12 protein-coding genes are annotated in these 13,922 nt (G+C 72.5%); all 12 read left to right on the forward strand.

Annotation, left to right across the window (positions count from 1 at the left end):
* Position 1: 1 nt before the first annotated feature.
* The 12 genes from carA (at position 2) to ABD194_RS04675 (ending at position 13,904) form a co-directional block, all read left to right on the forward strand.
* Positions 2–1,189 carry a glutamine-hydrolyzing carbamoyl-phosphate synthase small subunit gene (carA, locus tag ABD194_RS04620; RefSeq protein ID WP_343988807.1) on the forward strand — a complete coding sequence of 396 codons (1,188 nt, stop codon included), beginning with the start codon at positions 2–4 and terminating at the stop codon, positions 1,187–1,189.
* Positions 1,189–4,524: a carbamoyl-phosphate synthase large subunit gene (gene carB / locus ABD194_RS04625; RefSeq protein WP_343988363.1), complete on the forward strand. Its 3,336-nt coding sequence runs from the start codon at positions 1,189–1,191 to the stop codon at positions 4,522–4,524. Before carA ends, carB begins: the two co-directional genes overlap by 1 nt.
* Positions 4,521–5,411: a dihydroorotate dehydrogenase electron transfer subunit gene (locus ABD194_RS04630; RefSeq protein ID WP_343988366.1), complete on the forward strand. Its 891-nt coding sequence runs from the start codon at positions 4,521–4,523 to the stop codon at positions 5,409–5,411. Before carB ends, ABD194_RS04630 begins: the two co-directional genes overlap by 4 nt.
* A complete protein-coding gene (locus ABD194_RS04635) occupies positions 5,411–6,415 on the forward strand; it encodes a dihydroorotate dehydrogenase (RefSeq protein ID WP_343988369.1) in 1,005 nt (334 codons plus the stop codon). Before ABD194_RS04630 ends, ABD194_RS04635 begins: the two co-directional genes overlap by 1 nt.
* A gap of 61 nt (positions 6,416–6,476) precedes the next feature.
* Positions 6,477–7,319 (forward strand): orotidine-5'-phosphate decarboxylase, encoded by an 843-nt coding sequence (pyrF, locus tag ABD194_RS04640; protein ID WP_343988372.1) that lies wholly within the window; start codon positions 6,477–6,479, stop codon positions 7,317–7,319.
* Between the two features lie 29 nt (positions 7,320–7,348).
* Complete coding sequence (locus ABD194_RS04645) at positions 7,349–7,744, forward strand: hypothetical protein (RefSeq protein ID WP_343988375.1); 396 nt, start codon at positions 7,349–7,351, stop codon at positions 7,742–7,744.
* Between the two features lie 160 nt (positions 7,745–7,904).
* Positions 7,905–8,222 carry an integration host factor, actinobacterial type gene (gene mihF, locus ABD194_RS04650; RefSeq protein ID WP_343988378.1) on the forward strand — a complete coding sequence of 106 codons (318 nt, stop codon included), beginning with the start codon at positions 7,905–7,907 and terminating at the stop codon, positions 8,220–8,222.
* Entirely contained in the window at positions 8,222–8,887 is a 666-nt protein-coding gene (gene gmk / locus ABD194_RS04655; protein ID WP_343988381.1) for a guanylate kinase, read from the forward strand. The genes mihF and gmk overlap by 1 nt, the downstream gene beginning before the upstream one ends.
* Before the next feature lie 98 nt (positions 8,888–8,985).
* Positions 8,986–9,249 carry a DNA-directed RNA polymerase subunit omega gene (gene rpoZ, locus ABD194_RS04660; RefSeq protein WP_020143994.1) on the forward strand — a complete coding sequence of 88 codons (264 nt, stop codon included), beginning with the start codon at positions 8,986–8,988 and terminating at the stop codon, positions 9,247–9,249.
* 26 nt (positions 9,250–9,275) lie between these two features.
* On the forward strand, positions 9,276–10,508 hold the full coding sequence (gene coaBC / locus ABD194_RS04665) for a bifunctional phosphopantothenoylcysteine decarboxylase/phosphopantothenate--cysteine ligase CoaBC (RefSeq protein WP_343988391.1): 1,233 nt from the start codon (positions 9,276–9,278) through the stop codon (positions 10,506–10,508).
* Between the two features lie 119 nt (positions 10,509–10,627).
* Positions 10,628–11,851, forward strand: coding sequence for a methionine adenosyltransferase (metK, locus tag ABD194_RS04670; RefSeq protein WP_343988394.1), 1,224 nt, complete (start codon positions 10,628–10,630; stop codon positions 11,849–11,851).
* A 16-nt stretch (positions 11,852–11,867) separates the two neighbouring features.
* Positions 11,868–13,904, forward strand: coding sequence for a primosomal protein N' (locus ABD194_RS04675; protein WP_343988397.1), 2,037 nt, complete (start codon positions 11,868–11,870; stop codon positions 13,902–13,904).
* Positions 13,905–13,922 lie beyond the last annotated feature (18 nt).

Below are 13,922 nucleotides of genomic sequence, written 5' to 3' on the forward strand. Positions count from 1 at the left end.
CGTGCCGAGCCGCGAGGGGAGGCAGCGTCGCGAGCGAGTCGCGGCGACCCTCGTCCTCGAGGACGGCCGCACCTTCCGCGGGGCCTCCTACGGCGCGATCGGGCAGACGGTGGGCGAGGCGGTCTTCTCCACCGGCATGACCGGCTACCAGGAGACGCTCACCGACCCGAGCTACCACCGGCAGGTCATCGTCATGACAGCCCCGCACGTCGGCAACACCGGCGTCAACACCGAGGATGACGAGAGCACCCGCATCTGGGTCGCCGGCTACGTCGTGCGCGACCCCGCGATCCGTGCCTCGAACTGGCGCTCGACCCGCGACCTCGAGGACGAGCTCGTCGAGCAGGCCGTCGTCGGCATCTGCGACCTCGACACCCGCGCCCTGACGCGCCACCTGCGCGAGCGCGGGGCGATGCGGGTCGGCATCTTCAGCGGCGAGGCCGCCGAGCGCCCCGAGGCCGAGCTCCTCGACGCGGTGCGCACGAGCCCCCAGATGGCCGGGTCCGCGCTCGCCGCCGAGGTCAGCACCGACGAGCCGTATGCCGTTCCCGCCGTCGGCGAGAAGCGCTTCACCGTCGCCGCCGTCGACCTCGGCATCAAGGCGATGACGCCGGCGCTCATGGCGCAGCGCGGCATCGAGGTGCACGTGCTGCCCGCCACGGCGACGATCGAGGACGTCCTGGCCGTGGGGGAGTCGGGCCCCGACGGGGTCTTCTTCTCCAATGGCCCCGGTGACCCCGCCGCGGCGGAGAACGAGGTGACGCTGCTTCGCGAGGTGCTCGACCGGCGCATCCCGTTCTTCGGCATCTGCTTCGGCAACCAGCTCCTCGGCCGGGCCCTCGGCTTCGGCACCTACAAGCTGAAGTACGGCCACCGGGGGATCAACCAGCCTGTCATGGACCGCACCACCGGCAAGGTCGAGGTCACCGCCCACAACCACGGCTTCGCGGTGGACGCGCCCCTCGAGAAGGAGAGCGACACGGCATACGGCCGCGTCCGTGTCTCGCACGTGTGCCTCAACGACGACGTCGTCGAGGGACTGGAATGCCTTGACCTGCCTGCCTACTCGGTGCAGTACCACCCGGAGGCGGCAGCCGGCCCGCACGACGCGGCGTACCTCTTCGATCGCTTCCTGGAGCTCATGACCGACCGACAGACAACCCACCAGACCACGGAGGTCAGCGCCTGATGCCGAAGAACACCAGCATTCAGAGCGTCCTCGTCATCGGCTCGGGGCCGATCGTCATCGGCCAGGCCTGCGAGTTCGACTACTCCGGCACGCAGGCCTGCCGCGTGCTGCGTGAGGAGGGCATCCGCGTCATCCTCGTCAACAGCAACCCGGCGACGATCATGACCGACCCCGAGTTCGCCGACGCCACCTACGTCGAGCCGATCACCCCCGAGGTCGTCGAGGCGATCATCGCCAAGGAGCGTCCCGACGCGGTGCTCGCCACCCTCGGCGGCCAGACGGCCCTCAACTGCGCGATCTCCCTGCACGAGAACGGCGTCCTCGAGAAGTACGGCTGCCCGCTCATCGGCGCCAACGTCGAGGCCATCCAGCTCGGTGAGGACCGCGAGGCCTTCAAGGGCGTCGTCGAGCGCTGCGCTGCCGAGTCGGCCCGCTCGATCATCTGCCACTCGATGGAGGAGCTGCTCGCCGGCGCCGAGGACCTCGGCTACCCCGTCGTCGTCCGCCCGTCCTTCACCATGGGCGGTCTCGGCTCGGGCTTCGCCTACGACGAGGCCGACCTGCGCCGCATCGGCGGCCAGGGGCTGCAGTACTCCCCGACGACGGAGGTGCTCCTCGAGGAGTCGATCCTCGGGTGGAAGGAGTACGAGCTCGAGGTCATGCGCGACCACGCCGACAACGTCGTGGTCGTCTGCTCCATCGAGAACCTCGACCCGATGGGCGTGCACACGGGCGACTCCATCACCGTCGCCCCCGCGCTGACCCTGACCGACCGGGAGTACCAGCGGCTGCGCGACATCGGCATCGCGGTCATCCGCGAGGTCGGCGTCGAGACCGGCGGCTGCAACATCCAGTTCGCCGTCAACCCGGCCGACGGGCGCATCATCGTCATCGAGATGAACCCGCGCGTCTCGCGCTCCAGTGCGCTGGCCTCCAAGGCGACCGGCTTCCCGATCGCGAAGATCGCGGCGAAGATGGCGCTCGGCTACACGCTCGACGAGGTGCCCAACGACATCACCCGGGAGACGCCGGCGAGCTTCGAGCCGACGCTCGACTACGTCGTCGTCAAGGTCCCCCGCTTCGCCTTCGAGAAGTTCCCGGCCGCCGACCCGACGCTGACGACGACGATGAAGTCGGTCGGCGAGGCGATGGCCATCGGCCGCAACTTCACCGAGGCGCTGCAGAAGGCGCTGCGCTCCCTGGAGAAGAGGGGCGCGAGCTTCCACTGGGACGGCGAGATCACCAGGCTGCAGGCCGAGCGGGCGCTCGAGGAGGCGACGGTCCCGACCGACGGCCGGCTCGTCGCCGTGCAGCAGGCGCTGCGCGGCGGGTGCACCGTCGAGGAGGTGCACGACGCCACCGGCATCGACCCGTGGTTCCTCGACCAGATCGCCCTGCTCAACGACGTCGCCGACATGCTCTCGGAGGCCGACCAGCTGACGCCCGAGCTGCTCCGGCTCGTCAAGCGCCACGGCTTCAGCGACGCGCAGGTGGCCTCTCTCCGCCGTATGCCGGAGGCCGTGGTCCGCGGGGTGCGCCACGCCCTCGGGGTGCGCCCGGTCTACAAGACCGTCGACACGTGTGCCGCGGAGTTCGCCGCCGCGACGCCCTACCACTACAGCTCCTACGACGAGGAGACCGAGGTCGAGCCGCGGGAGCGCCCGGCGGTCATCATCCTCGGGTCCGGGCCCAACCGGATCGGCCAGGGCGTCGAGTTCGACTACTCCTGCGTGCACGCGTCGTTCTCCTTGCGCGACAAGGGTTTCGACACGGTCATGGTCAACTGCAACCCCGAGACGGTCTCGACCGACTACGACACGAGCAGCCGGCTCTACTTCGAGCCCCTGACGCTCGAGGACGTCCTCGAGGTCATCCACGCCGAGAGCCAGGCCGGCCCGATCGCCGGAGTCATCGTCCAGCTCGGCGGCCAGACGCCGCTCGGACTGGCCCAGGCGCTCGAGGACGCCGGCGTGCCGATCGTCGGCACCTCTCCCGGCGCGATCCACCTCGCCGAGGACCGTGGCGCCTTCGGCCAGGTGCTCGCCAAGGCCGGGCTCATCGCGCCCAAGCACGGGACGGCATACAGCTCCGGCGAGGCGCTCGTGATCGCCCGCGAGATCGGCTACCCCGTGCTCGTGCGCCCGTCCTACGTCCTCGGCGGCCGGGGCATGGTCATCGTCTACGACGACGACTCGCTCGTCACCTACATGGAGAAGGCCACCGAGGCCTCGCCGGAGCACCCGGTCCTCGTCGACCGGTTCCTCGACGACGCGATCGAGATCGACGTCGACGCGATCTTCGACGGCGAGGACATGTACCTCGGCGGGATCATGGAGCACGTCGAGGAGGCCGGCATCCACTCGGGCGACAGCTCGTGCACCCTGCCGCCCGCCACCCTCGGCGACGGCGAGCTCGAGCGGGTGCGCGTCGCGACGCGCAAGCTCGCCGAGGGCATCGGCGTGCGCGGCCTGATGAACGTCCAGTTCGCCCTGGCCCAGGACATCCTCTACGTCATCGAGGCCAACCCCAGGGCATCGCGCACGGTGCCGTTCGTCGCCAAGGCGACCGGCGTGCCGATCGCGAGCGCCGCGGCCCGGGTCATGTTGGGCTCCACGATCAAGGAGCTGCGCGAGGAGGGCCTGCTGCCGGCCACCGGCGACGGCGGCCGGATGCCCGACCACGCTCCGGTCTCCTGCAAGGAGGCCGTCCTGCCCTTCAAGCGCTTCCGCACCAAGGAGGGTGTCGCGGTCGACTCGCTCCTCGGCCCGGAGATGCGATCGACCGGCGAGGTGATGGGCATCGACGTCGACTTCGGCTCGGCCTTCTCCAAGGCCCAGCAGGGCGGCGGCTCGGCGCTGCCGCGCTCCGGCGCGATCTTCGTGTCGGTCGCCAACCGTGACAAGCGCGCCATGCTCTTCCCGGTCAAGCGCCTGGTCGACCTCGGCTTCACCATCCTCGCGACGAGCGGCACCGCAGCGGTGCTGAAGCGCAACGGGATCGAGGCCACGGTGGTGCGCAAGATCACCGAGCGTGACGGCGACGTGTCGGGCGAGAGGTCGATCGTCGACCTGATCCTCGACGGCACCGTGCAGATGGTCGTCAACACCCCGTCGGGCCAGGACGCCCGCGCCGACGGCTACGCGATCCGCGCCGCGACGACGAGTGCCGACAAGCCGATCATCACGACCATCGCGACGCTCGCGGCCGCGGTGCTCGGCATCGAGGCGGGCCTGACCGAGGAGATCCGCGTCAAGTCCCTGCAGGACCACGCCCGCGACCTCGACCTCTACGGCCGGCGGGAGTCCCTGGCCGTCACGGCGGGGGTCGGCGCATGACCGAGCGCGCGATGCGGGCGCGGGTGACGCAGGAGGTCGCGGAGGTCATCGCGACCCGCCGGGTCGGCGCCTACCAGCACATCACCCTCGTGGCGCCCGGCGTCGCCGAGCTCGCCCGTCCGGGCCAGTTCGTCGCGCTCGCCGTCGGCGACGATACGTCCGGCAACCTGCTGCGGCGGTCGTTCTCGATCCACAAGGTCAGCCCGAGCGGCACCTACGGCGGCACCGTCGAGATCGTCGTGTCGGCCGTCGGCGCCGGCACCCGGTGGATCGTCGAGCGGGCTCCCCACGACACGATCGACGTCGTCGGTCCCCTCGGCAAGGCGTTCCCGCTGCCCACCGAGCCCGTCGCCTGCGTGCTGGTCGGCGGCGGCTACGGCAGCGCACCGCTCTTCTGGCTCGCCGGCGAGCTGCGTGCCCGCGGCTGCCACGTCGAGATGGTGCTCGGTGCAGCGAGCGAGGACCGCCTCTTCGGCGTCGTCGAGGCGCGTCGTAGCTGCGACGGCGTCACCGTCACCACCGACGACGGCTCCGCCGGCCAGCAGGGCTGGGTCAGCGACCCGCTGCCCGAGATCATCGAGCGCACCAGGGCGTCGGTCGCGTATGCGTGTGGCCCGATGGGCATGCTCGAGTCGGTCACCCGGGTGGCCCAGGCCCACGGCGCGGTCGCGCAGGTCGCCGTCGAGGAGTCGATGGCCTGCGGTGTCGGGGTCTGCATGACGTGCGTCATGCCCGTCGTCGGTGCGGACGACAGGACCCGCATGGTCCGCTCGTGCGTCGAGGGTCCCGTCTTCCGTGGCGACCGCGTCCGGTGGGACGCCTTCGAGGGCCGTCATGCCCGTGTCCCCGACGACTGCGTCGGCGCGCCGAAGGTGGGTGGTCACTGATGTCCGAGCTGACAGAGCTGTCGCAGGACGCCCCGAGCGGCTCGGACGAGCTCGCCGTCGACATGTCCGTCGACCTCGGCGGCGGTCACCGGCTGCCCAACCCGCTCATGACGGCCTCGGGCTGCGCCGCCAACGGCAAGGAGCTGCACCGCTTCTTCGACGTCGCGGACCTCGGCGCCTTCGTGACCAAGTCGGTCATGGCCGACCCGCGCTCGGGTCGTGGCACCCCGCGCATGGCCGAGACGCCGTCCGGCATGCTCAACTCGATCGGACTGCAGGGCCCCGGCATCGACGCGTTCGTCGAGGAGGACCTGCCCTGGCTGCAGTCCGTCGGCGCCCGGGTGCTGCCCTCGATCGCGGGGAGCTCCAGCACGGAGTACGCCCACGTGGCGGCGCGGCTGCGGGCCAGCCGGGCCTTCGAGTCCGTCGTCGGCGTCGAGGTCAACATCTCGTGCCCCAACGTCGCCAACCGCGGCCTCGTGTTCGCCTGCGACCCGCTGGCCTCGGCCAAGGTCATCGCACTCGTGCGCGAGCAGCTGCCGAGGCACATCCCGGTCTTCGCCAAGCTCAGCCCCGACGTCACCGACATCACCGCCATCGCTGCAGCCTGCGTCAAGGCCGGCGCCGACGGCCTGACGATGATCAACACGCTGCTCGGCATGGTCATCGACACCGACCGGCTGCGCCCGCAGCTCGGCGGCGTCACCGGCGGCCTGTCCGGCCCCGGCATCCGGCCGGTGGCCGTGCGCGCCATCTGGCAGGTGCGCCAGGCGATGTTCGAGGGCCGCATCCCGACCGTGCCGATCATCGGCGTCGGGGGAGTGCGCACCGGGCGGGACGCCCTCGAGCTCGTCGCCGCGGGGGCGAGCGCCATCCAGGTCGGCACCGTCGTCTTCAACGACCCCTCGGCGCCCGTCCGGGTGCTGCGTGAGCTGTCCGACCTGCTCGCGGACAGGGGCTTCGAGCGGTTCACCGACGCCGTCGCCGTGGCCCACGGTCGCTGACGGGCATCGCCACCGTGAACACCGACCTGACGCCATCCCGCGACGTGAAGGAGAACCACCGATGAAGGCATTCGGGGCGCGCCTCGAGGAGGCCATGAGCACGCACGGTCCGCTGTGCGCCGGCATCGACCCGCACCGCGGCCTCGTCGAGTCCTGGGGCCTGACCTACGACCTGGCCGGGCTCGAGCGCTTCGCCCTGACCTGTGTCGAGGCGTTCGCCGGCCGGGTCGCCGTGGTCAAGCCACAGTCGGCGTTCTTCGAGGTCTTCGGCAGCCGCGGTGTCGCCGTCCTCGAGCGGGTCCTCAGGGAGCTGGGCGAGGCCGGCACGCTGACGATCCTCGACGCGAAGCGCGGGGACATCGGCTCGACCATGACGGCATACGCGGAGGCGTTCCTCGGGAAGGACGCCGTCGCGCCCCCGGACGCCCTCACGGTGAGCCCCTTCCTGGGCTACGAGTCGCTCCGCCCGGCCATCGACCTGGCCCAGCAGACGGGGCGCGGCCTCTTCGTCCTGGCCCTCACGTCGAACCCCGAGGGACGTGGTGTCCAGCACGCCGTACGCGACGGCGAGTCGGTCGCGGCGTCCGTCGTGCGTGGCGCGGCCGGTGACAACGCATCTGCGCGCGCCCGTGGAGAGCTCGGCAGCATCGGCCTCGTCATCGGCGCGACCGTGGGCAGCGCGGTGGACGACCTCGGCCTCGACCTCGTCGGGGCGGCGACGCCGGTGCTCGCGCCGGGTGTCGGCGCCCAGGGCGGCACGCCCGAGTCGCTCGAGGCGACGTTCGGCGCTGCCCGCCACCAGGTGCTGGCCTCCTCGAGCCGTGAGATCCTCGCCGCCGGTCCCGAGCCGGCCCGCCTTGCCGCCCAGGCAGTGCGCGTCGCGGAGTCGCTACCGCGGCGCTGAGCGCCCGCGACACGGCATACGGTGTCGGTATGCGAACGACCGTCGCGGGCAGGGGACCCGCTGTGGTGGCTGCGACGGCCGCGGCGCTCCTGGCTGCGCTGCCCCTGGCAGGGTGCACGGCCGACGCGACCGCCTCCTACTGCGACGCGCTCACCGCCGCCCAGGCGCAGTGGAAGGGCGCCGGGGCCGCACTCGGCAACCCGGCCGCCGCCAAGCGGCTCGTCGCCTCCGTCCGCACGGTCGAGGCGAGCGCCCCCGAGGAGGTGCGGGCGGACTGGACCTCCCTGCGCTCGTTGTTCGAGAAGTTCACGGTGGCCCGACCCGACCTCACCGCCCTGACGAGCCAGCTGCGCTCCTTCGAGAGCTCCGCCAAGCGCGTGGAGACGCACGCCCGCGAGACGTGCGGGGTCGACCTCGGACAGTGAGCCACGGCGCACCCCCGGGGTGCGCCGGGTCGGTGCGACGCGGCACCCCGCGTTGCGGCGCACGAGGGCCGATCGCTAGGTTCGGCGGAGACAAGAACGCAGACGTCGAGAACGACGGGGGGCGCACGGCGCTCTCCTACGCATGAGGAGACCGAAGACCGTGGCGCTTCCCCCGCTGACCCCTGAGCAGCGAGCTGCAGCACTCGAGAAGGCTGCCGCCGCACGTCGGGAGCGGGCAGCGGTCAAGAACCGGCTCAAGTACTCCAGCGGCTCGCTGGCAGAGGTCCTCGAGGACGGCAAGAACGACCCCGTCATCGGCAAGATGAAGGTCACCGAGCTGCTCGAGTCCATGCCGGGCGTCGGCAGGGTGCGGGCCCGGGCGATCATGGACGAGGTCGGCATCGCCGAGTCGCGTCGGGTCCGTGGGCTCGGCGCCAACCAGGTCGCAGCCCTGTTGCACCGCTTCGAGACGCCCTGATGTCCACCGACCACCCTCGAGCCGGCTCCTCGTCCAGCTCCTCCGCTTCCCCTGCGCCCGCCTTCGCCACCCCGGCGCCGCAGGACCTCGGCGGCGTCCAGACGGGCCGGCTGACCGTCCTCGCGGGTCCGACCGCCGTCGGCAAGGGCACCATCGCGGCCTACGTGCGCACGCACTTCCCCCACGTGTGGTTCTCCGTCTCCATGACGACCCGGCGGCCGCGCCCCGGCGAGGTCGACGGCGTGCACTACCACTTCGTCGACGACCAGGAGTTCGACCGGCTGGTCGCGGCCGGCGAGTTCCTGGAGCACGCCGTCGTGCACGGCGCGGCGAAGTACGGCACTCCGCGCGGCCCGGTCGAGCGGGTCATCCGCGAGGGACGCGACGCCCTCCTCGAGATCGACCTGCAGGGCGCCCGCCAGGTGCGCGAGACGTGGCCCGACGCCCTCTTCGTGTTCCTCGCCCCGCCGAGCTGGGACGAGCTGGTGCGTCGCCTCGTCGGCCGCGGCACCGAGGACCACGGTGAGCGGGAGCGCCGGCTGTCGACCGCTCGAGAGGAGCTGGCGGCCCAGACGGAGTTCGACGAGGTCATCGTCAACGACGATGTTCGTCGGGCGAGCGAAGAACTCGTATCATTGATGAGATCGGGACGCGCCGGCCGGTGAGTCCCGATGTGATGTGTGCCAGAAGACAGGCGACCGCCACGCGGTCGACGTCGCGGTGCGCATCCCACGTCCGCTGAAACCAACGAAACGAGATCACTGTGTCCGGTACCCAGGCTGCTCCCATCGGCATCACCAACCCGCCGATCGACGACCTCCTGACCGCCGCCGACTCGAAGTACGCGCTCGTCATCTACTCCGCCAAGCGCGCCCGCCAGATCAACGCCTACTACTCCCAGCTGCAGGAGGGCCTGCTCGACTACGTCGGCCCGCTCGTCGAGACCGAGGTCCACGAGAAGCCGCTGTCGATCGCCCTGCGTGAGATCAACGAGGGGCTGCTGACCTCGACGCCCACCGAGGCCTGAGCATCCCGAAGGGGTCGGAGCAGCCGATGCGCGTCGTGCTCGGGGTGAGTGGCGGCATCGCCGCCTACAAGGCGTGCTCCCTGCTCCGGCTCTTCACCGAGCACGGGCACGACGTCACCGTCGTGCCCACCGCGTCGGCCCTCCAGTTCGTCGGCGCGCCGACGTGGTCGGCGCTGTCGGGCAAGCCGGTCAGCACGGAGGTGTGGACCTCGGTGCACGAGGTCCCGCACGTGCGCATCGGCCAGGCGGCCGACCTCGTCGTCGTCGCGCCGGCCACGGCCGACCTGCTCGCGAAGGCCGCGCACGGCCTGGCCGACGACCTGCTCACCAACACGCTGCTCACCGCACGCTGCCCGGTCGCCTTCGCGCCGGCCATGCACACCGAGATGTGGGAGCACCCGGCCACGCAGGCCAACGTGGCCACGCTGCGCTCCCGCGGCGCCCACGTCATCGACCCCGCGGTGGGCCGCCTCACCGGCAAGGACTCCGGTGCGGGCCGCCTGCCCGAGCCCGAGCAGCTGTATGCCGCATGCCTGGCCCTGCTCGACGGTGACGGCAGTGCTCCTCCCCGCCCCCAAGACCTCGAGGGCCGCCGTGTCGTGGTGTCCGCCGGTGGCACCCGTGAGCCGCTCGACCCGGTGCGCTACCTCGGCAACCGTTCGTCGGGCAAGCAGGGCCTGGCGATCGCCAGGGCCGCGGCCGAGCGGGGCGCCAAGGTCACGCTCGTCGCGGCCAACGTGTCCCTGCCCGTGCCCGACGGTGTCGTCGTCGAGCGGGTCGAGACCACGCTCGAGCTGCAACGCGCCGTCGAGGCCGCAGCCCAGGGCGCCGACGTCGTCGTCATGGCGGCCGCCCCCGCCGACTTCAGGCCCGCGAGCGTGAGCGCCAGCAAGATCAAGAAGTCGTCGGACCCCGAGGCGGGCCTGCGGGTCGAGCTCGTCGAGAACCCCGACATCGTCCGGGGACTCGTCGCGGCTCGGGACGCGGGCAGTGCCCGGTCGCCCTTCATCGTCAGCTTCGCCGCCGAGACCGGCGACGCCCACGGCACCGTCATGGAGCACGCGCGGTCGAAGTTCGCCCGCAAGGGCAGCGACCTGCAGGTCGTCAACCAGGTCGGCACCGAGCTGACCTTCGGCAAGGACGACACGACCGTCCACCTCCTGCGTCGGGGGAGCGACGAGGTCACCACCGTCGGGCCGGCGTCCAAGGACGTCGTGGCCGACGCCCTCTGGGACACCGTCTTGCCGCTCCTGCACTGACCACTAGACTCTCGCCGCAGCGCCCCCGTCGGTCATCCGGCTCGGCGCGTCCACAGCCACCAGCACCCTCCGTGCTCCACCAACCAGTACCCATCGCTCATCCGAGGCAGGGAGTTCAAGTGTCCGCACGTCTGTTCACATCCGAGTCCGTCACCGAGGGACACCCGGACAAGATCTGCGACCAGATCAGTGACTCGATCCTCGACGCCCTCCTGGCCTCCGACCCGCAGGCGCGGGTCGCGGTCGAGACGATGGTGACGACCGGCCTCGTGCACGTGGCCGGCGAGGTGTCGACGACCGCCTACGTCGAGATCCCCAGGATCGTGCGCGAGACGATCCTCGAGGTCGGCTACGACGGGTCCCAGAAGGGCTTCGACGGCCGTACCTGTGGGGTCTCCATCTCCATCGGCGCCCAGTCGCCCGACATCGCCCAGGGCGTCGACACCGCGCACGAGCACCGCACCGGCGACGTCGAGGACCTGCTCGACAAGCAGGGCGCCGGCGACCAGGGCCTGATGTTCGGCTACGCCTGCGACGACACCGCCGAGCTGATGCCGCTGCCGATCTTCCTGGCCCACCGACTCTCCGAGCGCCTGACGCAGGTCCGCAAGAGCGAGGAGCTCGCGTACCTGCGCCCCGACGGCAAGACGCAGGTGACCATCGCCTACGAGGGTGACCGTGCGGTCTCGCTCGACACCGTCGTGCTCTCGACCCAGCACGCACCCGACGTGTCCCTCGAGGGGATGCTCGAGCCCGACATCAAGGCCCACGTCATCGACCCGGTGCTCGCCGAGCTGCGTGAGGGCGGCAACGACCTCGACGTGAGCAGCTACCGGGCCCTGATCAACCCGACCGGCCGCTTCGAGATCGGCGGCCCCATGGGCGACGCCGGCCTCACCGGCCGCAAGATCATCGTCGACACCTACGGCGGCATGGCCCGCCACGGTGGCGGCGCCTTCTCCGGCAAGGACCCGAGCAAGGTCGACCGCTCCGCCGCGTACGCGATGCGCTGGGTCGCCAAGAACGTCGTCGCCGCGGGTCTCGCCCGTCGCTGCGAGGTCCAGGTCGCCTACGCCATCGGCAAGGCGCAGCCCGTCGGTCTCTACATCGAGACGTTCGGCACCGAGACCGTGCCGGTCGACAAGATCCAGCAGGCGATCGGCGACGTCTTCGACCTGCGCCCGGCGGCGATCGTCGACGCGCTCGACCTGCTGCGCCCGATCTACCGCCCCACGGCCGCCTACGGCCACTTCGGCCGCACCAAGGCCGACGGGGTCGAGAACCCCTTCACGTGGGAGCGCACCGACCGCGTGGAGGAGCTGCGCGCCGCTGTCTCCGGCTGAGGATAGGTTCGCCCCCGTGGGGGACGAGGACATCGAGCAGCGACCGGCCGCAGGGCCGGTTGCTGCCGTCGTCGTGGAGACGCCCCTCGCTCACCTCGACCGCGTCTTCGAGTACGCCGTGCCCGACGAGCTGGCCGCCGACGCCGTGCCCGGCGCGCGGGTTCGGGTCCGGTTCTCCGGGCGTGAGCTCGACGGCTTCGTCGTGGAGCGGCGCGAGCGGCCGCAGCACGACGGCCGGTTGACACCGTTGCGCCGGGTGGTGAGCCCCGAGCCGGTGCTCACCCCCGAGGTCCTCGCGCTGTGCCGCGCCGTCGCCGACCGGTATGCGGGGACGCTGAGCGACGTCCTGCGCCTGGCCGTGCCGAAGCGCCACGCGACCGCGGAGCGCAACCTGCCGCTCGAGTGCCCGCCGCAGGAGGACGTCACCGCGCCGGCACCGGGTCCGTGGACGGCATACCCCGCCGGCCCGGCGTGGCTGCGACGGCTCGCCGAGGGGGAGGGCCCCGCCGCGGCGTGGACCGCGCTGCCCGGGCGTGCGCCCGCCGACGACTGGCCCGAGGCGCTGGCCGTGGCGGCCGCGACGGCGCTGGCCGCGGGCCGCGGCGTCCTGCTCGTCGTGCCCGACCACCGCGACGTCGACCGGCTCGACGCGGCGCTGACCGCGCTGCTCGGCAAGGGACGGCACGTGCGCCTCACCGCCGACCAGGGTCCGCAGGCCCGCTACACGGCGTGGCTCAAGGTGCTGCGTGGCCACGCCCGCCTCGTGATCGGCACGCGGGCAGCGGCCTTCGCACCCGTCCACGACCTCGGCCTCGTGGCGTGGTGGGACGACGGCGACGACCTCCTGGCAGAGCCACGTGCCCCGTACCACCACGTCGGGGTCGTGCTGGGGCTGCGCGCCGCCGTGACCGGCGCCGCCCTGCTGGCCGGCGGCTACAGCCGCAGCCTGCGCGTGCAGGTGGGGATCCAGTCCGGCGCGCTGGTGCCCGTCGAGGCCGACGGTGCCGCCCTGCGGGCCGCGGCTCCGCGCGTGACGATCGCCGGCGAGGGCGTCGACGAGGAGCGGGACGGGCCGGCGGCGCGGGCGCACATCCCGTCGCGGGCCTGGCGCGTCGCCAAGGACGCCCTCGTCGACGGCCCGGTGCTCGTGCAGGTGCCCCGGCGGGGCTACCTCCCGGCGCTCAGCTGCGCCGAGTGCCGGACCCCGGTGCGGTGTGCCAGGTGCCAGGGGGCGGTCGCGCTCGGTGCCGCCGGGACCGCCCCCTCGTGCCGCTGGTGCGGCCTGGCCCTGGCCGGCTCGGGCTTCGAGTGCGGGCACTGCGGGTCCCGGCGCCTGCGCTCCTCGGTGACCGGCGCCCGCCGCACGGCCGAGGAGATCGGCCGCGCGTTCCCGGGGTTCCCGGTCCACACCTCCGGGTCGGGAGAGGTGCTGGCCACGGTGGGACGTGAGCCCGCCCTCGTGATCGCCACCCCCGGTGCCGAGCCGGTCGCCGACGGCGGCTACACCGCGGTGCTGCTCCTCGACGCCTGGGCGAGCCTCGACCTGCCCGTCCTCGACGCGCCGCTCGAGGCCCTGCGGCGCTGGATGGCAGCGGCCGCCCTCGCCCGGCAGGGGCGGGCGGTCGTCCTCAGCGGTGCGCCCGAAGCCGTCGCGCTGCCCCCGGTCGAGGCCCTCGTGCGCTGGGACCCCGCCTGGCTGGCCGCGCGCGAGCTCGAGGAGCGGCGCGAGCTCGGCCTGCCGCCGGCCGTCCGGATGGCCCAGCTGACCGGCGGCCGCCGGCCCCTCGAGGAGGCGCTCGAGCAGGCCGACCTGCCGGCCTCGGCACAGGTGCTGGGACCCGTGCGGCTCTCGCCGGCGGCCGCCGCGCTGCGCCGGGCCGCCGTCGACGCCGACCCCGACCGCGCCCCGGCCGACCACCACGCGCTCGTACGCGTGCCCCTCGGCGAGACGGCAGCTCTGACCCGGGCGCTGTTGGCCCTCAAGGCGTTCCGGTCCGCGCGCAAGGAGGCCGACATCATCACGGTGCGGGTCGACCCGCTCGACACCTTCTGACGGCGCCTGCGTGGGCGT

It is taken from the genome of Terrabacter terrae (assembly GCF_039529575.1).
In the GTDB taxonomy this organism is placed as follows: domain Bacteria; phylum Actinomycetota; class Actinomycetes; order Actinomycetales; family Dermatophilaceae; genus Terrabacter; species Terrabacter terrae.

Bases quoted from the DNA above. Each gene is read 5' to 3' on its own strand.
- carB (WP_343988363.1), top strand. From the start codon at position 1,189: ATGCCGAAGAACACCAGCATTCAGAGCGTCCTCGTCATCGGCTCGGGG.
- ABD194_RS04645 (WP_343988375.1), top strand. From the start codon at position 7,349: ATGCGAACGACCGTCGCGGGCAGGGGACCCGCTGTGGTGGCTGCGACG.
- ABD194_RS04635 (WP_343988369.1), top strand. From the start codon at position 5,411: ATGTCCGAGCTGACAGAGCTGTCGCAGGACGCCCCGAGCGGCTCGGAC.
- gmk (WP_343988381.1), top strand. From the start codon at position 8,222: ATGTCCACCGACCACCCTCGAGCCGGCTCCTCGTCCAGCTCCTCCGCT.
- ABD194_RS04630 (WP_343988366.1), top strand. From the start codon at position 4,521: ATGACCGAGCGCGCGATGCGGGCGCGGGTGACGCAGGAGGTCGCGGAG.
- coaBC (WP_343988391.1), top strand. From the start codon at position 9,276: ATGCGCGTCGTGCTCGGGGTGAGTGGCGGCATCGCCGCCTACAAGGCG.
- pyrF (WP_343988372.1), top strand. From the start codon at position 6,477: ATGAAGGCATTCGGGGCGCGCCTCGAGGAGGCCATGAGCACGCACGGT.